This is a genomic window from Saccharomonospora xinjiangensis XJ-54 (assembly GCF_000258175.1).
In the GTDB taxonomy this organism is placed as follows: domain Bacteria; phylum Actinomycetota; class Actinomycetes; order Mycobacteriales; family Pseudonocardiaceae; genus Saccharomonospora; species Saccharomonospora xinjiangensis.
On sequence record NZ_JH636049.1, the window covers coordinates 3124546 to 3149602 of the forward strand.

The 25057-nt window shown below is 68.5% G+C and carries 21 protein-coding genes and 1 tRNA gene; 12 read left to right on the top strand and 10 right to left on the bottom strand.

The window, feature by feature from the left end; genetic code table 11:
* Positions 1-24: 24 nt before the first annotated feature.
* The 6 genes from pth to SACXIDRAFT_RS14125 all read right to left on the bottom strand — a co-directional run bounded on the left by pth (position 25) and on the right by SACXIDRAFT_RS14125 (position 5991).
* Positions 25-618 (bottom strand): aminoacyl-tRNA hydrolase, encoded by a 594-nt coding sequence (gene pth, locus SACXIDRAFT_RS14100; RefSeq protein ID WP_006239243.1) that lies wholly within the window; start codon positions 616-618, stop codon positions 25-27.
* Positions 619-641: 23 nt separating this feature from the next.
* On the bottom strand, positions 642-1280 hold the full coding sequence (locus SACXIDRAFT_RS14105) for a 50S ribosomal protein L25/general stress protein Ctc (RefSeq protein WP_006239244.1): 639 nt from the start codon (positions 1278-1280) through the stop codon (positions 642-644).
* Positions 1281-1581: 301 nt separating this feature from the next.
* Positions 1582-2562 (bottom strand): ribose-phosphate diphosphokinase, encoded by a 981-nt coding sequence (locus SACXIDRAFT_RS14110; protein WP_006239245.1) that lies wholly within the window; start codon positions 2560-2562, stop codon positions 1582-1584.
* Positions 2559-4031, bottom strand: coding sequence for a bifunctional UDP-N-acetylglucosamine diphosphorylase/glucosamine-1-phosphate N-acetyltransferase GlmU (glmU, locus tag SACXIDRAFT_RS14115; RefSeq protein ID WP_006239246.1), 1473 nt, complete (start codon positions 4029-4031; stop codon positions 2559-2561). The genes SACXIDRAFT_RS14110 and glmU overlap by 4 nt, the downstream gene beginning before the upstream one ends.
* 44 nt (positions 4032-4075) lie before the next feature.
* Entirely contained in the window at positions 4076-5821 is a 1746-nt protein-coding gene (locus tag SACXIDRAFT_RS14120) for a GGDEF domain-containing protein (RefSeq protein ID WP_040922185.1), read from the bottom strand.
* A 98-nt stretch (positions 5822-5919) separates the two neighbouring features.
* Positions 5920-5991, bottom strand: a tRNA-Gln gene (locus tag SACXIDRAFT_RS14125).
* Between the two features lie 161 nt (positions 5992-6152).
* On the opposite strand from SACXIDRAFT_RS14125, the gene SACXIDRAFT_RS14130 reads away from it, so the two are divergent.
* The gene (locus SACXIDRAFT_RS14130) at positions 6153-7106 is read left to right on the top strand and encodes an acyl-CoA desaturase (RefSeq protein WP_006239248.1); all 954 of its coding nucleotides are present in this window, start codon (positions 6153-6155) and stop codon (positions 7104-7106) included.
* Positions 7107-7250: 144 nt separating this feature from the next.
* The gene (locus tag SACXIDRAFT_RS14135; protein WP_050987028.1) at positions 7251-7850 is read left to right on the top strand and encodes a TetR/AcrR family transcriptional regulator; all 600 of its coding nucleotides are present in this window, start codon (positions 7251-7253) and stop codon (positions 7848-7850) included.
* 166 nt (positions 7851-8016) lie between these two features.
* On the opposite strand, the gene SACXIDRAFT_RS14140 is transcribed toward SACXIDRAFT_RS14135, so the two are convergent.
* Both SACXIDRAFT_RS14140 and SACXIDRAFT_RS14145 read right to left on the bottom strand, forming a co-directional pair.
* A complete protein-coding gene (locus tag SACXIDRAFT_RS14140) occupies positions 8017-8967 on the bottom strand; it encodes a GNAT family N-acetyltransferase (RefSeq protein WP_006239250.1) in 951 nt (316 codons plus the stop codon).
* 53 nt (positions 8968-9020) lie between these two features.
* Positions 9021-10241, bottom strand: a complete 1221-nt coding sequence (locus SACXIDRAFT_RS14145; RefSeq protein WP_006239251.1) for a PQQ-dependent sugar dehydrogenase — start codon at positions 10239-10241, stop codon at positions 9021-9023.
* A gap of 72 nt (positions 10242-10313) precedes the next feature.
* Between SACXIDRAFT_RS14145 and mfd the strand changes: the two genes are divergently transcribed.
* The 3 genes from mfd (at position 10314) to SACXIDRAFT_RS14160 (ending at position 16065) form a co-directional block, all read left to right on the top strand.
* Positions 10314-13958, top strand: a complete 3645-nt coding sequence (mfd, locus tag SACXIDRAFT_RS14150) for a transcription-repair coupling factor (RefSeq protein WP_006239252.1) — start codon at positions 10314-10316, stop codon at positions 13956-13958.
* A 152-nt stretch (positions 13959-14110) separates the two neighbouring features.
* Positions 14111-15082: a SurA N-terminal domain-containing protein gene (locus SACXIDRAFT_RS14155; RefSeq protein WP_040922187.1), complete on the top strand. Its 972-nt coding sequence runs from the start codon at positions 14111-14113 to the stop codon at positions 15080-15082.
* Positions 15079-16065, top strand: coding sequence for a nucleoside triphosphate pyrophosphohydrolase (locus SACXIDRAFT_RS14160; RefSeq protein ID WP_006239254.1), 987 nt, complete (start codon positions 15079-15081; stop codon positions 16063-16065). Before SACXIDRAFT_RS14155 ends, SACXIDRAFT_RS14160 begins: the two co-directional genes overlap by 4 nt.
* 54 nt (positions 16066-16119) lie before the next feature.
* Here the strand turns inward: SACXIDRAFT_RS14160 and SACXIDRAFT_RS14165 are convergent, their stop codons facing one another.
* Positions 16120-16527 (bottom strand): tetratricopeptide repeat protein, encoded by a 408-nt coding sequence (locus tag SACXIDRAFT_RS14165; RefSeq protein ID WP_006239255.1) that lies wholly within the window; start codon positions 16525-16527, stop codon positions 16120-16122.
* 141 nt (positions 16528-16668) lie between these two features.
* Between SACXIDRAFT_RS14165 and SACXIDRAFT_RS14170 the strand changes: the two genes are divergently transcribed.
* The 7 genes from SACXIDRAFT_RS14170 (at position 16669) to SACXIDRAFT_RS23320 (ending at position 23433) form a co-directional block, all read left to right on the top strand.
* Positions 16669-17196 carry a VOC family protein gene (locus SACXIDRAFT_RS14170; protein ID WP_050987029.1) on the top strand — a complete coding sequence of 176 codons (528 nt, stop codon included), beginning with the start codon at positions 16669-16671 and terminating at the stop codon, positions 17194-17196.
* A 132-nt stretch (positions 17197-17328) separates the two neighbouring features.
* Positions 17329-18615, top strand: coding sequence for a phosphopyruvate hydratase (eno, locus tag SACXIDRAFT_RS14175; protein ID WP_006239257.1), 1287 nt, complete (start codon positions 17329-17331; stop codon positions 18613-18615).
* A gap of 6 nt (positions 18616-18621) precedes the next feature.
* Positions 18622-19137, top strand: a complete 516-nt coding sequence (locus SACXIDRAFT_RS14180) for an FtsB family cell division protein (RefSeq protein WP_040922188.1) — start codon at positions 18622-18624, stop codon at positions 19135-19137.
* Positions 19113-19640 carry a DUF501 domain-containing protein gene (locus SACXIDRAFT_RS14185; RefSeq protein WP_040922189.1) on the top strand — a complete coding sequence of 176 codons (528 nt, stop codon included), beginning with the start codon at positions 19113-19115 and terminating at the stop codon, positions 19638-19640. Before SACXIDRAFT_RS14180 ends, SACXIDRAFT_RS14185 begins: the two co-directional genes overlap by 25 nt.
* A 113-nt stretch (positions 19641-19753) precedes the next feature.
* Positions 19754-21292 (top strand): lytic transglycosylase domain-containing protein, encoded by a 1539-nt coding sequence (locus SACXIDRAFT_RS14190; protein ID WP_006239260.1) that lies wholly within the window; start codon positions 19754-19756, stop codon positions 21290-21292.
* Positions 21293-21302: 10 nt separating this feature from the next.
* Positions 21303-22259, top strand: coding sequence for a Ppx/GppA phosphatase family protein (locus SACXIDRAFT_RS14195; RefSeq protein WP_006239261.1), 957 nt, complete (start codon positions 21303-21305; stop codon positions 22257-22259).
* Positions 22260-22638: 379 nt separating this feature from the next.
* The gene (locus SACXIDRAFT_RS23320; RefSeq protein WP_006239262.1) at positions 22639-23433 is read left to right on the top strand and encodes a hypothetical protein; all 795 of its coding nucleotides are present in this window, start codon (positions 22639-22641) and stop codon (positions 23431-23433) included.
* Between the two features lie 133 nt (positions 23434-23566).
* Here SACXIDRAFT_RS23320 and SACXIDRAFT_RS14205 read toward each other — a convergent pair whose 3' ends face one another.
* On the bottom strand, positions 23567-25057 hold the full coding sequence (locus SACXIDRAFT_RS14205) for a S10 family peptidase (RefSeq protein ID WP_006239263.1): 1491 nt from the start codon (positions 25055-25057) through the stop codon (positions 23567-23569).

A 25057-nucleotide genomic window follows, 5' to 3' on the forward strand; every position in this document is an offset into this window, starting at 1 on the left:
GGTGACAAACCGGATGAGAGGCCGTCAGCGGCCGTGGAACTCGTTCTGCGCGGCGGCCAATCCCTTGCCGATCAACGCTTCGACGGCGTCGGCGCAGAGTCCGATGTTCAGCGCCAGTTCGCGTCGCTCGGTGGAGGAGAAGTCCTTCAGCACGTAGTCAGCGGGGTCCATGCGTCCTGGCGGCCGGTCGATACCGAATCGGACGCGGAAATACTCCTGCGTGCCGAGGGACTTGGTGATGGAGCGGAGTCCGTTGTGGCCGCCCGCGCCACCGCCGAACTTGAGCCGCACCGACCCGTAGGGAAGATCAAGCTCGTCGTGGATCACCACGACGCCCTCGGGGCCGATCTTGTAGAACCGGGCGGTGCCCGCGACGGGGCCACCGGAGAGGTTCATGAACGATCGCGGTTTGGCCAGCACGACTCTGCGGCCGGCGAGACGCCCCTCGCACACCTCCGCGCCGCCCTTGTGGGCCTTGAAGCGCCCACCGATGCGGTCGGCGATCTCGTCGAGGACGAGGAAGCCGATGTTGTGCCGGTTGCCTTCGTAACGAGGTCCGGGATTGCCGAGACCGGCGAGCAGCACGTGCTCGCCGGTCCCCGGCAGATCAGGAGTCACAGTCGTGTCCTCGACAGGAAGGCTCAGGCGTTCTCGGAGGTCTCCGGCTTGTCCTCGACGACACCGGCGCCCTCGATGTCCACCGCGCCCTCCATGGCGGCCTCGCTCGGGGACTCCGCCACGGCGACGACGAGTGCGTCGGGGTCGGTCACCAGCGTCGAGCCCTTCGGCAGGGAAACCTGGGAGGCGTTGATCTGCGTGCCTGCCGTGGCGCCGTCGATCGACACCTCGAGCTGCTCAGGCAGGTTCAGCGCGTCGGCCTCGACCTGGACAGTGTCGAGGTCCTGCGTCACCAGTGTGCCGGGTGCGGACTGGCCGGTGAGGACGATCGGGACCTCGACCGTCACCTTCTCACCGCGCTTGACGACGAGCAGATCGACGTGCTCGATGTAGTTCTTCAGCGGGTGGACCGTGACGGTCTTGGTGAGGGCCAGCTGCGTGGCCTCCGCGCTGTCGGCGTCCTTGACGTCCAGCGTGATGACAGCGTTCTGCCCGTTCTCGCGGATCACGCGGGCGAATTCGAGGGCAGGCAGTGCCAGGTGCCTCGGGTCGATGCCGTGGCCGTAGAGCACCGCGGGGATCTTGCCCGCGCGGCGGGTGCGGCGCGCGGCGCCCTTACCGAACTCGGTGCGTGGTTCGACCGTCAGACGTACCTCGGACACGGAAATGCACTCCTCGCGATGAATTCAAGATCGTTGCTTGTCGGCTGTCCGGCGGCGAGTCCACGACGTGCGCGCACGAGGGCCCTCGAAGCCGCCGCGTCGATCACGTCGGGCGCCGGCGACATCTCGCGGCACCCACCTCGCCGAGACAACCGCTTCAGTCTAGGCCAACCGATTCCGCCGCTCGACGGCACCCGGCGGTTACCTCCCGTGAGGCGGGGAGGCGGGAAAAAGCCCGGGGCCACCGCCGCGTGACGGTGGCCCCGGGGCAACGAGAAGGAACGAGGTCGAACAGGCCGGCTCAGGCGCTGCCGTCGAAGAGGCTTGTCACCGAGCCGTCCTCGAAGACCTCCTGGATGGCGCGGGCCAGAAGCGGCGCGATCGACAGCACCGTGAGGTTGGGGAAGCGCTTCTCCTCGGGGATCGGCAGCGTGTTGGTGATGATGACCTCCTTCACCGGTGCCTTCGCGAGACGTTCGGTGGCGGGGTCGGACAGAATGCCGTGCGTCGAGGCGATGACGACGTCGGCCGCACCCTCATCCGCGAGTGCGTTGGCGGCCTTCGTGATCGTGCCACCGGTGTCGATCATGTCGTCGATCAGCACGCAGAGCCTGCCCTTGACGTCGCCCACCACGCGGTTGGCGACGGCCTGGTTGGGCTTGTCGGGGTCGCGGGTCTTGTGGATGAAGGCGATCGGCCGGTCACCGAGCTGCTGCGCCCACTTCTCGGCCAGCCGCACCCTGCCCGAGTCCGGAGAGACGACGGCGATGTTCTGGTCGCCGTAGTGCTCCTCGATGTACTTGGCGAGCACATTCTGGCCGTGCAGGTGATCGACGGGGCCGTCGAAGAAGCCCTGGATCTGCGCTGTGTGCAGATCCACCGTCAGGATGCGGTCGGCGCCGGCCGTCTTGAACAGGTCGGCGATGAGCCTGGCCGAGATGGGCTCGCGGCCCTTGTGCTTCTTGTCCTGCCGCGAGTACGGGTAGAACGGCATGATCACGGTGATGCGCTTGGCGCTGCCTCGCTTCAGCGCGTCAACCATGATGAGCTGCTCCATGATCCACTCGTTGATGGGAGGGGAGAAGCTCTGCAGGACGAAGGCGTCCGTGCCGCGGACCGATTCCTGGAAACGGACGTAAATCTCACCGTTGGCGAAACTGAGCAGCGTCTGCGGGGTGATCGTCACGTTGAGGTGCTTCGCGACCTCTTCGGCGAGTTCGACGTGCGAACGGCCGGAGAAGAGCATGAGGTTCTTCTTCGGCGTGCCGTGTTTCGGGCTCATTCTGGCGACTCCCCGTGGGTTTCGGTTTCCTGCTGTGCGGCGAGCGCCTTCTCCGCTGCCTCCGCCGCGGGTGTGCCCGGCCTTCGCCTGACCACCCAGCCTTCGATGGTGCGTTGCGGTGCCCCCGACACCGCGAGCGCCCCGGGAGGAACGTCGCGGCGAATCACCGTTCCAGCACCACTGTAAGCGCCGTCCCCCACGGTGACCGGCGCGATGAACATCGTGTCCGAGCCTGTGCGCACGTACGAGCCGACGACGGTGTGGTGCTTGTTGACGCCGTCGTAGTTGACGAACACGCTCGACGCGCCGATGTTGCTGTACTCGCCGATGGTCGCGTCGCCGACGTAGCTCAGGTGCGGCACCTTCGAGCCCCTGCCGATGTCGGCCTTCTTCGTCTCGACGAACGTGCCGATCTTGCCTGCCTCGCCGAGTTTCGTACCGGGCCGCAGATAGGCGAACGGGCCGACCTCCGCGTCCGCGCCGATGAGCGCTCCGCTGCCATGGGTTCGCACGACCTTCGCGCGCGGTCCCACCGTGACGTCGGTGAGCGTGGTGTCGGGGCCGATCTCCGCTCCCTCGCCGATCGTGGTCCTGCCGTGAAGCTGAACGTTGGGCCGGATCACCACGTCCTGCGCGAGTTCGACGTCGGCGTCCAGCCACGTGGTCGCCGGGTCAACGACCGTGACCCCGGCTCGTTGCCAGCGCCGCACGATACGCCGGTTCAACTCGGCCCCCAGAGCGGACAGCTGCACGCGGTCGTTCACACCCTCGGTGAGCCACGGATCGTCCACGACGAGCGCGCCGACCTCGCGCCCGTCGCCACGGGCGATGCCGAGCACGTCCGTGAGGTACAACTCGCCCTGTGCGTTGTCCGTCGAAAGCCGTGACAGCGCGTCCACGAGCACGGCGGTGTCGAAGGCGTACACCCCCGAGTTGATCTCGGTGATCGCCAGTTCGTCCTGCCTGGCGTCCTTGTGCTCCACGATGCCGGTCAATCGGCCCTCCGCGTCACGCACGATGCGCCCGTAGCCGGTGGGATCGGCCACGACCGCGGTCAGCACCGTGACCGCGTTGCCGCGCTCGCGATGTTCGGCGAGCAGCACCGAGAGCGTTTCGGTGTCCAGCAACGGCACATCGCCGTAGGTGACGAGCACGGTGCCCGACGCCGTGGACGGCAACACGTCGAGCGCGCACGACACGGCGTGGCCGGTTCCGTTGCGCTCTTCCTGCACGGCACTAGAAATGGGCCTGCCCAGCGCGGTCTCCAACCCCGCGAGGTGCTCGACGACCGCCTGCCTTCCGTGCCCCACCACCACGACCAGCCGGTCGGGGTCCAGTCCCGCAGCCGCGCGAACGGCGTGTTCGACCAGCGGCCGCCCCGCGAGCGGATGAAGGACCTTCGGGAGGCTGGACCTCATGCGGGTGCCTTCACCCGCGGCGAGAATGACAGTGCTCAGCGGGCCGGTCACGGCGCTCCTCGGAAATGGAATGGGAAGTCCGACGGCCCACGATCCTACGGGTGGTCTCCCGCCTCCGCCGTCGGGTCGGTCCGCGAGTGGGTGGCGCCACGTTCGCAGGCGGGAGACTGTCGTTGTCCGGCGGCATTGCCGTGGTTCTCCTGGCCCGCGGGGCTGGACGCGATCTGGTTGCCGCCTCTGCGTTTCGCCTGATACATCGCGGCATCGGCGCGTGACAACACCTCTTCCGCACTTTCCTGCGCACGCAGACACACAAGGCCGACCGACAACGTGACGCCGTGGGACAGATGCCTCGGCAGCGAGGCCACAGCCTTCACCGCGCGGGTCAGTGCCTGGGTCGCCGCGCCCATCGGCGCTTTCGGCAGCAGGATGACGAACTCGTCGCCGCCGTAGCGCGCCACGATGTCGTCGGCCCGCAACGCGTCGCGCAGCGTGCTCGCCACCACCCGCAACACCGCGTCACCCTCGGCATGGGAGTGCTGGTCGTTGACGTCCTTGAAGCCGTCGAGGTCCGTCAGCGCCACCGAAAGCGGGTCGGAGGACGTGGAGGTGGCGAGGGCGCGCAGCCGTTCGTCGAGTGCCCTGCGGTTGGGCAGGCCGGTCAGCGGGTCCTGCATGGCCTGCTGCGTGATCGCGCCGTGTTCGGCCGACAGCCGCTCATGCTCCCTCCGCGTGTTGAGCGTGGCGATCTGCGACTCCCGCATCGACCACAGCTCCCCCTCCAGCGCCGTGGCGTAGTCGAGCAGAAGGGGGATGGGATCGTCCTGCGCACCTTTCCCGCTCACCTCGCCGGTGAGGCCGCCGCTCAGCGCGGTGAGTTCGCGAAGCAGGTTGAGGCGCATCGAAGGCTGGGAGGTGTCCTCCGCCTCGGTGTCGCGTGCCTGAAGCAACGTCTCGATCGCCTCCTGCCTGCGGTCGTCGGCGACGAGACAGCGAGCGAGCGCGATGGTCACGAGCAACTTCTCCTGCGGGTAGCCCTGCTCGGCGACGAGCCGCCGGAGGCGTTCGACGTGTGCCGACGCGGGGGCCGCTAGCGCCAGCGCCGCCGCCAGCACACCGACCTGCTCCACCGCGGGCACCCCTGGCTTCCTGGGAAACAGCGACTCGGCGAACGGCGCCTCGACCGCGATGGTCATGGAAGCGGCGGTGCGGAACTTCTCGCCAGCTTCCTCGGAACGGCCGACACGTTCCAGCCGCAGCCCCCAGCCCAGCAGCATCTTGACGCGGTTCATCAACTGGAGCGTGATCTCGTGAGGGCCCGCGCTGTCGCGGATGGCCTGATGGGCGCGGGCGATGACCTCTTCGGCGGCCTCGTACACCCCGAGCTGGTTCAGCACTATCCAGCAGTCGTTGAGTGCCGACGACAACATGCGGTCCCATGCCCGCCTGCCGAGGTGGACGTCCGGCGCGGGGAGGTCGTCGAGCAGCGCCAGCGCGCGGGCGATCTCGGTGAGCGCCGCGTCCTCCTGCTCCCTGACCACGAGCAGCCTGCCCCGCAAGGCGTGCGCGTCGGCGCGGAGCAGGGCGAGACCGTGTCGCCGGGTGTGCGTGAGCATCTCGTCGAGCAGCGGCTCGGCCTCCTCGGCGAGGCCACGGATCACGAGGCGGGCCAGCCCTGTGGCCCTGAGCAACTGGGCGACCAATACCGGTTCGCCACGGTGACGGGTCTCTTCGAGCAGTTCATCGAGCAGGGTGGTGACCCGGAGTTGTTCGGCGCGATCGGTGCGCTGGACGGTGGCGATCAGCTCACGAGCGCGCCCCAGTACCCAGGCGTCGGACATGTCCCCCAACGCCGGGTGCCGCTCGTCGCCAACGCCGTCCCCGTGCAGCCGCCCCAACCCCCTTCGGGCATCTCCTGGCACGTCAGGAGCCGCCTCTGCTCCGCCGCCAGGGCTCGAACCTGGACTGTCAGAACCAAAATCTGAAGTGCTGCCAATTACACTACGGCGGATTGCGCCTGGTCAGGATAGCCAGTAGTGAATCACGTGCTGAAGCCAGGGGCCGAGCCGCGACGTTTCGGCTCTCCCGGGACGAGGGAACCTCCTGTACCGTAACTTACGGAAACGTAGGTAAGGGTGACCTTGCCGACCCTCGTGGAAAGAAGTGAAGCGCATGACGGCCACTCTCGACGAAACCGCGGCGAAAGCCGCGAAAGGACCCAAACCGATACTTGACGGCAAGCGCACCGCCGGCGTGCAGTTCGCGGTGTATTTCGGCGTCATCGCCCCGTTGGCCGCACTGGCCGCCGCCGTTCCCTTCGCGTGGGGATGGGGCTTGACATGGGTCGATGTCGGGCTGTTCGTTCTCTTCTACGCCATCACTGGGCTCGGAATCACCGTGGCTTTCCATCGCCACTTCACCCACGGTTCCTTCAAGGCCAAGCCGTGGCTGCGGGTTGTCATGGCTATCTCGGGCAGCATGGCGCTCCAGGGTCCGGTGATCACCTGGGTCGCCGATCACCGCAGGCACCACGCCTTCTCCGACAAGGAGGGCGATCCCCACTCGCCGTGGCTGTACGGAACCTCGCCCGCCGCGATCGCGAAGGGGTTCTGGCACGCCCACATGGGCTGGCTGTTCGACAGGGACTGCACCAACGCGGAACGGTTCGCACCCGACCTGCTCAAAGACAAGGCCATCGCGCGGGTTGACCGCTACTTCTGGCTTTGGGGCGTGCTGAGCTTCGCGCTCCCGGCACTGCTCGGCGGTCTCCTCACCTGGTCGTGGTGGGGTGCGCTGACCGCGCTCTTCTGGGCTGGTTTCGTGCGTGTGTGCGTGCTGCACCACGTGACCTGGTCAGTGAACTCGATCTGTCACATGATCGGCGAACGGCCGTTCGCCGCCCGCGACCGCTCCGCCAACTTCTGGCCGCTCGCGATCTTCTCGTTCGGCGAGGCGTGGCACAACCTGCACCACGCCGACCCGACGTCCGCACGACACGGCGTGAAGCGCGGGCAGATCGACATCTCGGCACGACTGATCTGGATCTTCGAGAAGTTCGGCTGGGCCTACAACGTGCGCTGGCCGACGCCTGCGCGGCTGGCGAAGCTCGCCGTTGACGGCAAGTAGCCTCCAACGGGAAACGGCGCGCCGACGTCCTCCCGAGTCGTCTCGCGGCCACGGGGCTAGGCTGCCCCGGTGGCCGCGAGACGACGAGCGAAACGGGAATCGGTCACCGGTAGCTCCATGGGTGCGCCGGTGACTCGCGTTCGCATGACCGGGGCCGAGCGCAGGCAGCAGCTTCTCGACGTCGCCCGTTCGCTGTTCGCGCAGAAGGGTTTCGACGGCACGTCGGTCGAGGAGATCGCCCAGAAGGCCAACGTGTCGAAGCCCGTGGTGTACGAGCACTTCGGCGGCAAGGAAGGCATCTACGCCGTCGTGGTCGATCGCGAGACCAGGGTGCTGCTCGACCGCATGGTCTCCACGCTGCACGGCGGCCATCCGAGGGAGCTGCTGGAACAGGCCGCCGTCGCGTTGCTCGCGTACGTCGAGGACTGCCACGACGGCTTCCGCATCCTCGTGCGGGATTCGCCGGTCGCGAGTTCGACGGGAACGTTCTCCACCTTGCTCAACGACATCGCCAGCCAGGTCGAGTACGTTCTCGCTCACGAGTTCGACTCGCGAGGCTACGACGACAAACTGGCGCCGCTGTACGCGCAGGCACTGGTCGGCATGGTGGCGTTGACGGGGCAGTGGTGGCTCGACGCTCGCAAACCCAAGCGCGACGAGGTGGCCGCCCACCTGGTGAACCTGGCCTGGAACGGCCTTTCCAACCTCGAACACAAGCCCAAACTGCGACTCACGCGCGGCTGAATCCCGCGCGTGTCCGCACTTCCCGCACGCGTGTCCGCACTTCCTGCACGGGTGCCCGCACTTCTCGTACGCGGTACCGGCACTCCGGTCGTGACTCGGCACCCTGCCACCGTCGTCGTCCTGCCACCGTCGCAGGCTTGCCGCGAGAGGGCGGACCGCCGCTTCGTCAGCCCTCGGCCGGCTTGATGAGTGGTGCGTCGCGCGCCAGCTCGGTGAACCCGACGCTGTAGTACAGCTCCCGCGCCGCGGGGTGCCCCGGCGCGCCGAGACAGGCGACGGTCATGTGGTTCGCCCCTGCATCCCTGGCGAGAAGCATTCCCCGCAGGAGTATCGCCCTCGCAAGCCCCTGCCTTCGGTACTGCGGGTGCGTTCCGACCGGTTCGAACTCGGCCGTCCTGTTCAGCTCGTCGAGCCACATGATCGCCGACGACGCCATGGTCCCGTCGGGCGCCTCCACGAGGAGGTGCAGGTCGCCGCGATACGGCGTGGTCTGCCGGACGCCCCGGTAGCCCTCGATCGTGTACGTCGAGCGACCCCAGGCATCCAGATGGGCCTTGACCGCGGCCTCCGGCCCGGCCTCGTCGGCTGTGAGGAACCGGAACCCGTGCGGCAGCTCCGGCCGTTCCACGTCGGTGAGGTGCCGCTCGTTGAGCTGGGTCCACGACCCAGTGTCACCGAGTGCGCCCGGATCGGTGTCGTAGCCGTGCGCCGCCCAACGACTCAGGGCGAACTCGTCGGCAGCGCTCGGTGACACACTTTTCTCGAGGTTCGTGGCAGTCGCGTCGTACCACTCGATCACCTCGTCGATCAGCCCGGCATGGTCGGGATGGATCTGGTAGGCCAGGTAGGCGTCGGTGACGTCCTTCACCGAGCCGTCGTTGAACCGTACTGTGCGCGGGAGCTGGGCCCAGCCCCAGGCGACGAGGTCGTCGCCGGAGAACCACAGTCGCCGCCGCCAGCTCTCCCCGTCGCTGGCATGGTTCCTGCCCCAGTTCCACGCCAGCTCACCCAACGACGCATCGCTGTTGATCAGTTCAGGGCGAGTGGCTGTGACCTGCTGCGCCAGTCCCTGCATGAGTCGCAGGTCCTGTGCGGTCACGACATCGGTGCTCGTCATGGGGCGCCACTGTGTCAGGGATCGGCGAAGGCGTCGAACGTTTTTTCCGCGGCCTACGGCTTGGGCTGTGGTGTCACGCGCAGCACGGCGTCGCCTGCGCCCTCGGACGTCGTGACGTACACCGAGCCGTCCTCGGCCGTGCGGATGCCGCGCAACCTGCCGAACCGGTCGTCGAACTCCTGCGGTACCACGATCTCGGTCACCTTCTCGCCCGCGTCGTCGAGCCTGAACAGCAGCAGCTTCTGCCCGCGCAACGCCACCACCGCGAGTGTCCCGTTCAGCGGGCCCCACCGGGCACCCGACACGAACGCCGCTCCCGACGGCGCCTCCGTCGCCGACTCTCCCGACGTCCACAGCGGCGGCACCGCGTCGGGGAACCGCTGGAGATCGGTCATCGGGACGTCCTCGTCGTAGACGTCGGTGTTCGACCCGCCCTTGGAGGGGTCCCAACCGTAGTTGCGGCCCGCCCGGATGCGGTTGACCTCGTCGAAGCCGGTGGGGCCGTGCTCTGCCGTGTACACCTGGCCCGTTCCGGGACGCACGGCGACGCCCTGCACGTTGCGGTGCCCGTAGGTGTAGACCCGGCGTTCGGCTTCGTTCCGCGAGGACGCGAACGGGTTGTCGGGCAGCCCCTGCCCGGTGCGCAGATCGACACGAAGCACCTTGCCGCCGAGGCTGGTGCGGTCCTGCGGGATCGTGGGGTCGTTCGCGGCGTCGCCTGTGCCGACAAGGAGGCTGCCGTCGCCCGCGAGAGCAGGACGGCAGCCGGAGTGCCTTCCGCTGTCGTTGATCGGCAGGCCGGTGAGGAGATCGCGCACGTGCTCGGCGCTACGGCGATCCTCGGACAGCCGCCACGTGACGAGGCGGACGTCAACGGCCTTGCCGCCACGCTGGTGGGTCTGACAGGTCGTGAACAGGCGGGACGACGCGAAGTCGGGGTGCACGACCAGCCCCATGAGCCCACCCTCGCCCTCGGCGTACACCGACGAGGTGTCGGCTTCGACACGGTGGGTGCCGTCCCTGTCAACGAGCACGAACTCGCCACGACGTTCCGTCACCAGAAGTGCGCCGCCGGGAAGGAAGCCGAGATCCCACGGGTGTTCCAGGCCGTCAGCGACCCGCTCGACGCGCAACGCCATGCCGTCCGGGGCTGTTCGCGTGGTGGTGTGGGGGCCTGATGCGCCACTTTCGGGGTCCACTCCGCACGCCGCGAGAACGCCGCCGAGGACGGTGAGCACGACGAGACAGGTCAGGCGAAGGGCGGGGACGCGCATGGGCTCAGTCTGCCCCGGTGCACGTTCGATCGCCGGGCGAGTACACCCGTACCCTGGAAAGGCGAAAGCCCCATGTCCCCACGCCGCCCGGGCAGGGGTGTGTCTCGTGTTGAGGGGAAGAACACGTCCGTGACCGAATCACCCACCGGCCCGCTGTCCGGGCTGCTGTCCGCACTGCTGTCCGACCCCGCGGTGCGGGGTGTCGTGGAGCGCGCGGGTGCCCCGCTGCTCGATCTCGACGGCCCCGGCGCCGCCCATCAGATCGTGGTGGCCGCGCTGGCTGCGGAACGGGGCGCGGGAAGGCCCGTGCTCGCCGTGACCCCGACGGGACGGCAGGCCGAGGAGCTGACAGCCTCGCTGGCGAGCCTGCTCGGCCCTGCCGCGGTCGCCGACTTCCCTTCCTGGGAGACGCTGCCGCACGAGCGGCTCTCCCCAAGAGCCGACACGGTCGGCAAGCGGCTTGAGGTGCTGCGCAGGCTGGCAAGTCATGGCCAGGGTGGCTTGCGGGTGGTTGTGGCCACCGTGCGGAGCCTGATCCAGCCGATGGCGCCCGGCCTCGGGGACCTCCACCCTGTGCAGTTGCGGGTCGGGGAGGAAAGCGACTTCGAGGCGGTGCTCGAACGGCTCGTCGAGCTCGCCTACACCCGCGTTGACATGGTGGAGAAGCGCGGCGAGTTCGCCGTGCGCGGCGGGATTCTCGACGTGTTCGGGCCCACGGCGGAGCACCCGCATCGCGTCGAGTTCTGGGGCGACGAGGTCAGCGAGATCCGTGCGTTCGCCGTGGCGGACCAGCGGTCGCTGCCCGGTGAGGTGCGGGAGATCGTCGCACCGCCGTGCAGGGAAGTGCTTCTGACCCCCGACGTGAAGGCAAGGGCCGCCGAGCTGGCGCGGGCTCACGAGGCGGACGCGCAGTTGTCGGAGATGCTCACCAAACTCGCCGACGGCATTCCCTGCGAGGGGATGGAGGCGCTCATCCCCGTGCTGTGCGACGGCGAGCTGGAGTTGCTCACCGACGCCATGCCGGAGGGCACCCACGTGGTGCTCGCCGACCCGGAGAAGATCCGCGCCAGAGCCGCCGACCTCGTGCGTACCGGTCAGGAGTTCCTCGAAGCGTCCTGGACGAGCGCGGCAGACGGTGGCCGCGCGCCCATCGATCTCGGCGCGTCCGCCTACCGTGACCTCGACGAGGTACGGCTCCACGCCACGGACACCAAGCGGTGCTGGTGGACGTTGTCGCAGCTCACCAGCGAGGACGAGGTGCACCACGTCGCCGTCGAGGCCGCTTTCGGCTACCGGGGAGAGCTCGACCGTGTGGCGACCGATCTGAGGGCACACACGGCGTCGGGCGGAGCAGCCGTCGTGGTGGTCGCGGGCGCGGGCACGGCGAAACGCGCCGTGGAGCAGCTCTCCGGCGCCGAGGTGCCCACCACGCTCGCCACCGATGGTCTGACCGGCGAACCGAAACCCGGTGTGGTGACGGTGACCTGCGGCGGAATCTCCGACGGGTTCGTCGCCCCGGGAAGTGGGCTCGTCGTACTGAGCGAGGCCGACATCACCGGCCGGGGCGCCACGGCAGGGCGCGCGCGGGTGGACCTGAACACCAAGATGCCGTCGCGGCGGCGCAACGCCGTTGACCCGATCGCACTCAAGTCGGGCGACTATGTGGTGCACGAGCAGCACGGCATCGGCCGCTTCGTCGAGATGGTCCGGCGCACGGTAGGCGGTGCGACGCGCGAGTACCTCGTGCTGGAGTACGCGCCGTCGAAGCGCGGTCACCCCGGTGACCGGCTTTTCGTGCCGACCGATCAGCTCGACGAAGTGTCGCGCTACGTCGGCGGCGAGTTGCCGACGCTGAACAAGCTCGGCGGCTCCGACTGGAAGAAGACCAAGGCCAAGGCACGCAAGGCGGTCAAGGAGATCGCCGCGGAGCTGGTGCAGCTCTACGCCGCGCGGCAGGCCGCGCCGGGACACGCCTTCGGGGCGGACTCGCCGTGGCAGCGGGAACTGGAGGACGCCTTCCCGTTCACCGAGACGGCCGACCAGCTCGCGGCCATCGACGAGGTCAAGCGGGACATGGAACGCGGAGTGCCCATGGACAGGGTGATCTGCGGTGACGTCGGCTACGGCAAGACGGAGATCGCCGTGCGGGCCGCGTTCAAGGCGGTGCAGGACGGCAAGCAGGTCGTGGTCCTCGTGCCGACCACCCTGCTCGCTCAGCAGCACCTCGCGACGTTCACCGAGCGCATGCGTTCCTTCCCCGTGACGATCAAAGGGCTGTCGCGGTTCACCGATCCTGGAGAGTCCGAGAAGGTACTGAACGGGCTCGCCGACGGCGAGGTGGACATCGTCATCGGCACCCACAGGTTGTTGCAGTCGAGTGTTCGCTACAAGGACCTCGGGCTGGTCATCGTGGACGAGGAACAGCGGTTCGGCGTCGAGCACAAGGAACACATCAAAGCGCTGCGAACCCACGTTGACGTGCTGACGATGTCGGCGACGCCGATCCCGCGCACGCTGGAGATGAGCATGGCCGGCATCCGCGAGATGTCCACCATCCTCACCCCGCCGGAGGACCGGCACCCGATCCTCACCTACGTCGGCGCGTACGACGACAAGCAGGTCGCGGCGGCCATCCGCAGGGAACTGCTGCGCGACGGCCAGGTGTTCTACGTGCACAACCGCGTCTCGTCCATCGAGAAGGCGGCCAAGCGCCTCCGTGAACTGGTGCCGGAGGCGCGGGTCGTGACCGCGCACGGGCAGATGAACGAGCACCGTCTCGAACAGATCATCCAGGGCTTCTGGGAACGTGAGTTCGACGTGCTGGTGAGCACCACGATCGTCGAGACAGGGCTGGACATCTCGAACGCGAACACGTTGATCGTGGAACGAGGGGATCTGCTCGGGCTCGCGCAGCTGCATCAGCTTCGCGGCAGGGTGGGGCGTGGCCGCGAACGCGGGTACGCGTACTTCCTCTACCCGCAGGAGAAGCCGTTGACGGAGACCGCTCACGACCGGCTCGCCACCATCGCACAGAACACCGAGCTCGGCGCAGGCATGGCCGTGGCGATGAAGGACCTGGAGATCCGGGGCGCTGGCAACATCCTCGGTGCGGAGCAGTCCGGGCACATCGCGGGAGTGGGGTTCGACCTCTACGTCCGGCTCGTCGGCGAGGCGGTGGACGTGTTCCGCAGGCATGCGGGCGCGGGCGCCGTCGAGGAGGAACCCACCCCGGCGGAGGTCCGGGTGGACCTGCCGGTGGACGCGCACATCCCGCACGACTACGTGCCGGGCGAGCGGCTGCGTCTTGAGGCGTACCGCAAGATCGCGTCCGCGCCGGGCACGGCGGAGCTGGACGCGGTGCGGGACGAACTCCTCGACCGCTACGGCCGGTTGCCCGATCCCGTTGAGCGGCTGCTCGCGGTGGCCGCGTTCCGGCAGGTGTGCCGCGAGGCAGGCGTCACCGAGGTCACCGCGCAGGGCAACAACATCCGCTTCGCGCCGATGAAGCTGGCCGACTCACAGCTCGTGCGGCTGAAGCGGTTGTACCCGAAGGCGGTGTTCAAGGCCGTCACCAGCACGGTGTCGGTTCCCCGGCCCACGGAGGGTCCTGCCGGTGGCCGCATCGGCGCTCCGGTGTTGCGTGACGAGGCTCTGCTGGAGTGGTGCACCACGTTCATTCGTTCGCTGACGAAGCAGCCTGCCGTTGTGGGTGCCTGAGCACGAGCGTTGATGCGGAAGGCGCAGGCACGCGTGCATGAAGTGCAGGCATTCGTGCATGAAGTGCGGACACGCGTGCGAGAGGCGCGGACACGCTGGTGTGATCACGCGGCCTTGCGGTGGCTGGTGGGGTGTGTGAGAAAGTACGCGCTGTGATTCGGACCATCCGTCGCTCCCGCCAGCTCCGGCGCTCAGCCGGGTTCGCCATGACTCTCGTCACCGCCCTGCTTCTCACGGCGTGTGGTTCGGGGCCGGACACGGCGAATGCCGCAGCAGTCGTCGGCGACCGCACCATCGCGCTCGACGATGTGCAGACCGAGATCCGGTGGTTGCTCGACAACGCACCGCAGGCTCAGGAGGCTCAGCAGCAGCGCAAGGTCGATCAGATCAGCAGGGAGATCGTGCGCAGCAGGGTCGTGCACGAGCTGCTCGGGGTCGCAGAGCGGCGTGAGGGGCTGCGCATCGACGAGGCACAGGTGGACGCACTCATCGAGGGCAGCGGTGGTCTCGACGCCGCGGCGAGGAGCATCGCCGTCGAACCGTCGAGGGTGCGCACGGTGGCGCGTGACCAGTTACTCCTTGAGGAACTCGGCACGGCGTACCAGAACCGCCTGACGGTTCGCTACGTCGGCGCGATGATCACCGGGTCCGATGCCGGAGCGACGGACTCCGAGGTGGCGCAGGAATTGGGCAGGCGCATCGCGGCCGATCCCGGCGACGTCGAGCGGATCGTGCGGGAGTCCGGGCACCAGTTGATCGAGCAGCGCATGACGCTCTCCGACGCGCTGACCCAGGACCCCGAACTGGCGATCAGCGCCGTGTTCGGCGCCGAGCAAGGGTCCGTCGTCGTGATTCAGCCGAGCCAGCAGCAGGTGGGCTGGCTCGTCGCTCTCATCGAGGAGCGCACGGTGCGTCAGACCGCTACCGAGCAGCCCGCGGAGCAGCAGATCGATCCCCGGTTGCTGTACTGGGTCGGGTTGCGGCAGCTCCAGCCGATCGCCGACGAACTCGGCGTGGAGATCAACCCGCGCTTCGGTGTCTGGGACAGCGCGGCCGTGGCCCCGGCCGCGAGTGAGGACGAGGTGACCGGCTACCAGTGGGAGTCCCGTACCGTGCAGCCATGACGTCGTTCTCGACCGCGACGAGCGGGACGGCCGGTGTTGCCACGGTGGTGTTGGTGTCGCGCGCGATGCCCGGGTTCCTGCCCGCTGCGGCGTGGCCAGTGCTGAGGTCGGCCGACGCCGTCTACGGCGCCGCTGACCTTCCCGAGGCCACCCGAGCGGCACTCGACGTGAAGGCAGCGCCGCGTCCGGAGGAGCTGGCGCGCATCCCGCGCGTCGTGCTCGTGGCCGTCAGCACGGACGAGCCCGGAGCGGCGGAACTCGTTCGCCGGGGAGCCGAGGTCGTCGAGACACCTGTGCCTCCTCTGGTGCGGGCAGCCGAGGTGATGGATCGTCTCCGCTCACCGGGCGGCTGTCCGTGGGACGCCGTGCAGACCCACGAGTCGCTCGTGCAGTACCTCGTTGAGGAGACCTACGAACTGCTCGACGCCATCGAGGAGGGCGACCGAACGGCCATGCGGGAGGAACTCGGCGATGTGCTGTTGCAGGTCCTGTTCCATGCGCGGGTCGCGGCCGAGGACGCCGGTGACCCTTTCGGCATCGACGAGGTTGCCGACGAACTCGTGACCAAACTCGTCAACCGGCATCCGCACATCTTCACCGGGGCCGAGGCCGTGCACACCCCGGACCATCAGGAGCAGCGCTGGGAGCAGCTCAAACAGGCGGAGAAGCAGCGCGAATCCGTGATCGACGGGGTGGCTCTCGGTCAACCGGCGGCGGCACTGGCAGGCAAACTCGGCCAGCGCACGGGACGGAGGGGGCTGCCGCTCGACCTGTTCCCCTCCGGCTCCGACGAGGGCGCGAAACTCTTCCGGATCGCCGCTGCCGCTCGACGTGCGGGAGTGGACCCCGAGGGGGCGCTGCGGGCGACGGCGAAGGATTTCGCGGCGAAGGTCCGCGCTGCCGAGAGGGAGGCCCGCCTGAACGGGATCGACCCCGCCACGCTCGACGCCGAAGGCTGGCGCCGGTTCTGGCCGCGAGGCTGAGTGGCGCGCGTCGTCCCTCGTGAGCGACGACGGCGACGCGGCGGGAAACGCGCGCTAGTCCTCGCGGTTCAGCGCGACCCTCGCCGAGACCTGACCGAGCGCGTCCTGATACTCGGGGACCGGGTTCATCGCGGTGGCCATGCGTAACTGGGCCAGCGCCTCGGCCCACCTGCCGAGCCGCTGAAGTGTCCTGCCGAGCACGAATCGCGCGTAGTGGTCCGAGGGATCGAGTTCCACGACCCGGCTCAGCGCGCGTTCTGCCCGGTTCAGCTGCGCGGAGTGGAAGTACGCCCTGCCTGCCAGTAGCTGCACACTCGGCTTGTCGGCGTCGGAATCGAGCAGCGGTCGCAGCGTCTTGAGCGCCTCCAGCGGGCGCCTGCGCACCAGTTCCTCCGCTCTGCGGAACGCCGCGAGCCGCTCGCCTCCGGAGAGCGCCTGCGGTGGGGGTGCTTCGTCAGCCATCGCCTATCGACGGTACCCGCATGAGAGGGGGATGCCGAACCGCGACCACGCCGTCACAGTCCGTGGCGCACCTTGTCGATCCGGCGTCGATCCGGCGGGGGCGTGACGGCGTGGGGAACCGATGTGGTGGACTTGCACGTCATGAGCGACGAAGTCCCGAGGTATCTCGGCCTCGCGCCGTACCTGTACTACACCGACGCGACCGAGGCTGTTGAGTGGCTGACGCGGGTGTTCGGCTTCGGGGAGAAGGTCCGCTACGTCGATGCGGCGGGCGCGGTGTTCCAGGCGACGTTGCTGGCAGGCGACGCCGAGGTGCAGGTCACCGCGGTCGATCCCACTTACTGGGAGAGCAAGGGCGTCGATGGTCCTGTCGGGCAGCTCAACGTCGTGTACGTGGACGATGTGGACGCCCAGTACGAGCGGGTGCGCGAGGCCGTGGGTGAGTCGGTCGAGCTCACCGTGCCGCAGGACCAGCCCTACGGCGCGCGGCTGTTCACGGTGCAGGACGTCGGTGGCAACAGCTGGACGTTCTGGCAGCACGTCTCCGACATCGTCGATCTTCCTGTCGGCTGGCAGGAGATCCGCGCCGAGGATGCTTCCGGCGGCCTGCCTTCCGAGGGCGACCTGATCTCGGAGCAGGAGACGCCCGGCAACACCGGCCTGGTGTGACGAACGGGGCGGCGTCGGCCGCACACGGTCGCTACGCCGTGGACGGCTAGGCTGAGACCGAGGTCGCGCCGTGACGGCGCGACCAGGTCCGCGACAGCCATGCAGTGGCGACAACCGGATGAGGAGCTGAGTGTGGCGGTTATCGAGCAGGTAGGTGCGCGCGAGATTCTCGACTCGCGTGGCAACCCCACGGTCGAGGTCGAGGTCGCCCTCGATGACGGCACGCTGGCGAGGGCCGCGGTGCCCTCCGGCGCGTCCACGGGTGAGCACGAGGCCGTTGAGCTGCGGGACGGGGACACCGGACGCTACAACGGCAAGGGTGTCGAGCGTGCGGTCGCGGCCGTGTGCGACGAGATCGCCCCTGGCCTCGTGGGCATCGAGGCCGTCGAGCAGCGGATCGTGGACCAGAAACTGCTCGACCTCGACGGAACGCCCGACAAGAGCAGGCTGGGCGCGAACGCGATCCTCGGTGTCTCGCTCGCCGTTGCCAAGGCGGCGGCCGACTCCGCCGAACTGGAACTGTTCCGCTACCTCGGCGGGCCGAACGCGCACGTCCTTCCCGTGCCGATGATGAACATCCTGAACGGCGGTGCCCACGCGGACACCGATGTCGATATCCAGGAATTCATGATCGCGCCCATCGGGGCGGAGTCGTTCCGCGAGGCGCTGCGCTGGGGTGCCGAGACCTATCACGCGCTGAAGTCGGTGCTGAAGAGCAAGGGCCTTGCCACGGGACTCGGCGACGAGGGTGGGTTCGCGCCGAGCCTTCCCAACAACCGCGAGGCTCTCGACCTGATCCTCACCGCCATCGAGAAGGCGGGCTACCGGCCAGGCCAGGACATCGCGCTGGCTCTCGACGTGGCGGCCACAGAGTTCTTCGCCGACGGCGCCTACAACTTCGAGGGCAGCAAGCGCAGTGCCGCCGACATGAGCGCCTACTACACCGAGCTGGCGGACGCCTACCCGCTGGTGTCGATCGAGGACCCGCTGTCCGAGGACGACTGGGACGGCTGGGTGCAGCTGACCTCGGACCTCGGCGGCCGCGTTCAGCTCGTCGGAGACGACTTGTTCGTCACCAACCCGGACCGGCTGGAGGAGGGCATCTCCCGCGGCGCGGCCAACGCGCTGCTGGTGAAGGTGAACCAGATCGGCACACTCTCCGAGACCCTCGACGCGGTGCAGCTCGCGACGTCCTGTGGTTACAAGTCGATGATGAGTCACCGCTCGGGGGAGACCGAGGACACCACGATCGCCGATCTCGCGGTGGCCACCGGAGTCGGGCAGATCAAGACCGGCGCCCCCGCACGCAGTGAGCGTGTCGCCAAGTACAACCAGCTCCTGCGGATCGAAGAGGCACTCGGCGACGCCGCGCGCTACGCGGGTGAGCTGGCCTTCCCGAGGTTCAACCCGGAGGGCTGAGCCGGCGTGGCCGAGCGGGGAAGGTCCCGGAGCAGACGCGGTGGGGGGAAGACGGGCCGTTCCGTCCCCCGCCGCCCGCGTCGCGTGCGCAGAGAACGCCGCGTGGCGCGGTTGCGGCGGCTCGGGGCCGGCAAGGTCGCCGACGCGGCGAAGGCCCTCGGTCTCTCGACAACGCGGCGGGCCGCGCTCGTGGCCATCGTCGTGTGCGCGCTCGCGTTCACCATCGCCGTCCCGCTGCGCACCTACCTGTCGCAGCGGGCCGATGTCGCCGCGCAGGAGCACGAGGTGGCGGAGCTGGAGGCCGAGGTCGAGCGGCTGGAGAACCGGCGTGACGAACTGAACGACCCCGCTCAGGTCGAGGCGGAGGCCAGAAGGAGACTGCGCTACGTCATGCCGGGGGAGACGCCCTACATCGTGCAGTTCCCCGACAGCCGGACAGGGCAGGCAGGCGGTGCGGGGGAGCAGCCCGGTGAGCCGGAACCGTGGTACGAGAAGTTGTGGAACAGCGTGAGGCAGAGGTGAGTCCCATCGAGTTCGAGCCGGTGACCGACATCGACCGCGAGGTCATCAGGCAACAGCTGGGCAGGCCGCCTCGCGCGGTGCGTGCCATCGCGGCGCGCTGCCCGAGCGGCCACCCCTCGGTGGTGCAGACCAATCCTCGGCTGGAGGATGGGACGCCGTTTCCCACGCTGTACTACCTGACGTGCCCGACACTGTCGTCGATGGTGGGAAGGCTCGAAGCGTCCGGGATCATGCGCGAGATGACGGCGCGGCTCGGCGAGGACGCCGAGTTGGCCGAGGCGTACCGGCAGGCCCACGAGTCGTACCTCGCGCAGCGCGACGCGATCGAGCCGCTCGGCCACCAGGTCACCGCCGGGGGCATGCCGACGCGGGTGAAGTGCCTCCACGTCCACCTCGCCCACACGCTTGCCTGCGGTATTGGTGTGAACCCCTTCGGTGACGAAACCCTTCGCCTGTTGCGGGAAGAGGGTTGGCCGCTCGGTGATTGTGCGCAGTCTCGTTAGTCCGTCCGGAGTAATCCGAGTTTGATTCGCCCCCGAGGGGGTGAAACGTCCAGAGGGTTTGCGGCAGGCTTGGGCCCCGGGAACGACTCGTGTGGTCGGCGGGAGGATCGATCTTGGGTGCTGACGGAGGGACCGGCGCGCAGGGGCGTTCCGGGATCGGGCGAAAGGCCACGATCGCGGTGCTCACAGGCTCGCTGGCCGTACTCCCCGTACTCGTCGTCAGCGACTCCACCGCGCGATGGTTGAACCTGGCAGCAGGGCAGGAACGTCCCGCGCAGGGTCCGGTGGCAGGCAGGCCCTCCGCGTTCGGGCCGATCTCGGTGGACGGCAGTCTGCCGGACGCGGTGACGCCCGAGGAACTGAGCGTGCACTCCGAGCCGGACACCGGCTCTCTCGGTATCCCGGAATCGGCGCTCGATGCCTACCGGCGCGCGGCGGAAAAGCTGGCAACCGAGTATCCGGGCTGCAACATCGACTGGGCGTTGCTCGCTAGCATCGGGCGCATCGAGTCCAACCACGCTCGCGGCGGATACGTCGATACGGCCGGTGACACGCTCGAAACCATTCTCGGCCCTGTGCTCGACGGCAAGGGCAACGTGGCCGCGATCGCCGACACCGATGGCGGCAGGCACGACGGTGACACGACGTGGGACCGCGCGGTCGGCCCGATGCAGTTCATCCCCTCTACATGGGCGCACTACGCGGCAGACGGCAACGACGACGGCATCACCGACCCGAACAACATCCACGACGCCGCCCTGGCCGCGGGGCGGTATCTCTGCTCGGGTGACTTCGACCTGTCCGACAGCGAACAGTTGCGCACCGCGATCTACCGATACAACAACTCGTGGGCGTATGTGGACACGGTGATCCGATGGGCCAAGGCGTATCGCAGTGGAGTGCTGACGCTGCCGGACAGCGACCTTCCTTCTGCCGTGCCCGAGACACTGCTCGCGCACGGACCCGGCCCCGGCTACGACGTGTCCTCGGGTGCTCAGCCGCCGTCGGGCGGTTCGCGGCCGACCGAACCGCCGAAATCCGGAGCTGGGAAGCCGGGGACGTCGAAGCCGGGTGGTTCCGAGTCGGACCCCACGCTGCCGGACGGATCGACGAAACCGGGTACGCCCGGCGGCACCGATGGGACCCCCCCGACGGGCCCGAGTGATCCCGGGACGCCTGGCACTGGCCCGACCGACCCTCCGACCGACCCCCCAACCGACCCCCCGACCAACCCTCCGACCGACCCCCCGACCAACCCTCCGACCGACCCTCCGACCGACCCGAGCGACCCGACGGATCCCCCGACGGACCCAACCGAGCCGGACCCCGATTGCGATCCGGAAGGCGGGACTGAGGAGACCGACGAACCCGCGCCCGAGGACGGCGAGGCAACGGAGACCGAGGCGGAGCAACTCAACTCGGACCCGACCACGACACCCACGACGACACCTACAACGACGCCGACCACGACTTCGCCCACCACGGACAGCTCCGGCTCCACCGACCCCGCCGACGGTGACGACTCCGTCGGCGGCGAGGATTCGGACGAAACGCCGTGCGGTGACGAGGAAACCGACAGGGAGACCCCGGACGAGAGCACATCGCCGGGGCAGGAGTCGGCCACCAAGGAGCAGGACGCCGAGGACGGTTAGGGTTGGTGGCATGCCACGGGTAGCTGCCATCGACTGCGGTACCAACTCCATCCGCCTGCTCGTCGCCGAACTCACGCATCGCCACGACGGGAGTGTGGACCTGCGGGATCTGCACCGGGAGATGCGCATCGTGCGTCTCGGTCAGGGTGTCGATGCCACGGGAAGGCTCGCGCCCGAGGCGCTGGAACGGACACGGGAAGCGCTGAAGGCGTACGCCGTCGCAGCGCGCCGCAAGGGTGTCGAGCGGTTGCGCATGGTGGCGACCTCCGCGACCCGGGATGCGAGTAACCGCGACGAATTCTTCGCGATGACACGCGAGCTGCTCGGCACCGAGGCAGAGGTGATCAGCGGCGACGAGGAGGCCCGGCTTTCGTTCGCGGGCGCGGTGGGGGAGCAGGATCCCGACGACGGTCCTTTCCTCGTCGTGGACGTCGGCGGTGGCTCGACCGAACTGGTGCTGGGCACGTGGGACGGCCGCGCGGCCGACGTGTGGGCGGCACGGTCGGTGGACATCGGATGTGTGCGACTGACGGAGCGCACCCTGCGGTCAGATCCCCCGACCGCCGAGGAGATCGCCGAGGCGGAAGACGTCGTCGTGCGCACGCTGGAGCCCGCGTTCGAGTCGGTGGACGTGTCGAAGGCCCGCCGGTGGATCGGGGTCGCAGGCACGGTCACGACATTGTCGGCGATCGCGCAGAAGCTCCCGGAGTACGACTCGGAGCGCACACACCTGTCGAGTCTGGCCCGCGCCGATCTGGACACGGTGGTCGGTGAGTTGCTGGTCTCCGACCACGAGACCCGAGCGGCGAACCCGGTGATCCACCCCGGCAGGGTGGACGTCATCGGCGGTGGCGGGCTCGTGGTGCGTGTCCTCGCCGAGCAGATCGCCCAGCGCGGTGGCCCCGCCGATCCGCTCGTGGTGAGCGAGCACGACATCCTCGACGGCATCGCGCTCTCCCTGGCCTGAGTCAACCCGCGTGTCCGCACCCTGTGAACGGGTGTTGGCACCTCATGCCCGCGTGTTGGCACTTCTCGCGCGCGTGTCGGCAGCCAGCGCACACGTGCCGGCAGAATCCGCACCAGTGTTCGCATCCTGTGCACGGGCGGTGGCACCTCACGCACACGTGTCGGCAGCCCGCGCACGCCGGTCGCCGCTTCGAGCCGACGGCGCCAACCCCGCTGACAACCGAACCCACCGAACCCGCCGAACCCACCCAAGCCACCGAATCCGCTGAACTCGCACAGCCGGGGAACAGGAACGCGAGAAGCGCGCTCTCGCAGGCCAGGATCCGGCATCCTACCTGGATGGCATGCGTGATCGGGGCAGGCGTTCTCTGGGAGATGTCATGAGCACGAGCGGAACGCATCGGCGGTGGCGGTGGGTGGGCGTGGTCGGTCTCGTGCTGGCCGTCGTTCTGAGCGGGTGCGGCCGCAAGCACGACAGGGACTCCGATAGCGGACTCAACATCGATGCCGGTCCCAATATCGACGTCGGCCCCGACATCGACCTAGGCCCCGACATCGACCTAGGCCCCGACATCGACCTAGGCCCCGACATCAACGTCGGCCCCGACGAGGAAGCCGGGTCGCCGTCACCTGTCCACGTTCCGGAACCCACCACGTCGGCTTTCGACACCACCGAGGAAGCTTTCCGGTCGGTCGAGGTGGGCAGCTGCCTTCCCGTCTACATGACGGGCTACGGAAACGAATGGAGCCACTCGGAGCCGCCTGCTCCTGTGTCGTGCGGTTCGAGTTACGGCGGGCTGTTCCAGGTCACGCACGTCGGCAACAGCAGCGGCGAATGCGGGACGGGGCCCGGGCACACCTGGTGGAGCTACTCCGGCGCCTCGGGCGAAACGACGATCTGCCTCGAACGAGTGTGGGTGCCACGGTATTGCGCTCTCGCGGAGAGCGACGGCAACGGTGGCATCTCCTCCCTCGGCACGAGCACCGCTGTGGACTGCGACGCGGACAGCGTGCCCCAGCCGTACGACACCGTCCTCGTCGTCTCGGCCGTCTATGCGGCCCCTGCGAACGCCAGTACGGATCACTGCGTACAGAGCGAGTACGACGCCAACCCGTACTGGTCGTTGCTGGTGAACGAGGATTCGACCCTCGTGTGCTTCACCACGCCGGGCTGACGCGAGTGCCTGGGCCGGACACCGTGCCGTCGAGTGGACCGGAGGTCGGGGGTGCGGTCGTGGGACATGGGGTCACATCACCGCGCGTGTCCCCTATCCGTCCCACGACCGTCCTCGCCTGTGACAGCCCTGGTTACCTGTTCGCGCTGGCCCGCACGAATTCCGCGAGGTCTCGCGACTGCTGAATCCGCGATTCCTCGTGCACGTACATCATGTGTCCCGCCGGGTAGTAGGCCGTGTCGATGTTGGCCCGCAGGTTCTCCGGGATCTGAAGGCGCGCGATGACGTGCTCGGCCGCGTAGTGCGGGGTCGCGCCGTCGTAGTAACCGAAGGCGACGTGGACCTTCAGATGCGGGTTGGCGCGCATGGCGGAGGAGAGATCACCCACCACGGAGATCGGCCTGCCCTCGAAGTCCGAGTAGGACCATTCCTTGTTGACGTCGAGCGACAGGATCTCGTACGGCAGGTCGTTGGCGTAGCCGAGTTCGCCGCGCACGTAGTGGTTGAACGTCGCGGAGTACGCGCCGATGATCCGGGAGATCGAGGCGTCGTCGCTCATGTGCTCGCGCCCGCCGTCGGGCTCCCACGTGGTGAACCGGCCGTCCATGCGGCCCGTCGTCAACCCCTTGTCGCGCAACAACTCGGTGAAGAACCGCACGTGTTCGATACGGAGGTCCACGCGATCCACATAGGACTCGGTGAGGCCGGTGAGGCGGGCGAGCCTCGCGACGATGTCGGCGCGTTCGTCTTCGGAAAGCCGGTTCCCGCGCGACAGCGCCCACGGGAGGTCGCGTGAGGCGAATTCCTCCGCCTCAGCCAGCACCTCGTCGAGCGGCCTGTCGCCGTGCTTTCCGTGGTAGTGGGCGATCGCCGCGTACGTCGGCACGTACAGCGAGTAGGGCAGGTCGTTGCCCTCATGGAACATCACGGTGCCGAGATCGAGCACGGAGGAGATCAACATGAGGCCGTTGAGGTAGAGGCCGTGCCGCTGCTGGAGATGGGACGCCAGCGCGGCGGCGCGCACGGTGCCGTAGGACTCACCGGCCACGAACTTCGGCGAAAGCCACCGTTCGTTGCGCGACGTCCACAGCCGGATCACCTCGCCGACGGCCTCGACATCGGGCGTGAAGCCGTGATAGTCCTTCGGTTTCTCCCCCTCGACGGCGCGTGAGTAACCCGTGGACACGGGGTCGATGAACACGAGGTCGCTGTGCGCGAGCAGTGTCTCGGTGTTGTCCGCGAGCCGATACGGAGGCGGTTCCGGGGCATCGACGTCGCCCGACACCACGCGGCGCGGCCCGAAAAGGCCCATGTGCAGCCAGATGCTGGACGAGCCGGGACCCCCGTTGAACGCGAACGTCACCGGTCGCGAAGCCGGGTCGGCCCCGTCGAGCGTGTACGAGGTGAGGAACACCTCGGCCTTCGGCTGGTGGCCGTCGAAGGCGCCGTCCTTGAGCACTTCCTTGCGCAGCACGATGCGGCCGGTGGTGGCGGTGTAGGCGAGCTCGCGGTCGGCGAGTGACAGGGTGTGGTGGGTCGTGACCATGTCGTCACGTGGTTCGGCCTTGGATTCCCCGGCCTTCGCGGAGGTGTCCTGCGTGGCCTCACTGATCTTGTCTGGCAT

Excerpts from the sequence above, each read along its gene's own strand:
- SACXIDRAFT_RS14205 (WP_006239263.1), bottom strand. The coding sequence starts at position 25,057 with ATGCCAGACAAGATCAGTGAGGCCACGCAGGACACCTCCGCGAAGGCC.
- SACXIDRAFT_RS14170 (WP_050987029.1), top strand. The coding sequence starts at position 16,669 with ATGAGCGACGAAGTCCCGAGGTATCTCGGCCTCGCGCCGTACCTGTAC.
- SACXIDRAFT_RS23320 (WP_006239262.1), top strand. The coding sequence starts at position 22,639 with ATGAGCACGAGCGGAACGCATCGGCGGTGGCGGTGGGTGGGCGTGGTC.
- SACXIDRAFT_RS14160 (WP_006239254.1), top strand. The coding sequence starts at position 15,079 with ATGACGTCGTTCTCGACCGCGACGAGCGGGACGGCCGGTGTTGCCACG.
- SACXIDRAFT_RS14130 (WP_006239248.1), top strand. The coding sequence starts at position 6,153 with ATGACGGCCACTCTCGACGAAACCGCGGCGAAAGCCGCGAAAGGACCC.
- mfd (WP_006239252.1), top strand. The coding sequence starts at position 10,314 with ATGTCCCCACGCCGCCCGGGCAGGGGTGTGTCTCGTGTTGAGGGGAAG.
- SACXIDRAFT_RS14145 (WP_006239251.1), bottom strand. The coding sequence starts at position 10,241 with ATGCGCGTCCCCGCCCTTCGCCTGACCTGTCTCGTCGTGCTCACCGTC.
- SACXIDRAFT_RS14140 (WP_006239250.1), bottom strand. The coding sequence starts at position 8,967 with ATGACGAGCACCGATGTCGTGACCGCACAGGACCTGCGACTCATGCAG.
- SACXIDRAFT_RS14195 (WP_006239261.1), top strand. The coding sequence starts at position 21,303 with ATGCCACGGGTAGCTGCCATCGACTGCGGTACCAACTCCATCCGCCTG.
- SACXIDRAFT_RS14165 (WP_006239255.1), bottom strand. The coding sequence starts at position 16,527 with ATGGCTGACGAAGCACCCCCACCGCAGGCGCTCTCCGGAGGCGAGCGG.
- SACXIDRAFT_RS14120 (WP_040922185.1), bottom strand. The coding sequence starts at position 5,821 with ATGTCCGACGCCTGGGTACTGGGGCGCGCTCGTGAGCTGATCGCCACC.
- SACXIDRAFT_RS14110 (WP_006239245.1), bottom strand. The coding sequence starts at position 2,562 with ATGAGCCCGAAACACGGCACGCCGAAGAAGAACCTCATGCTCTTCTCC.
- SACXIDRAFT_RS14135 (WP_050987028.1), top strand. The coding sequence starts at position 7,251 with ATGACCGGGGCCGAGCGCAGGCAGCAGCTTCTCGACGTCGCCCGTTCG.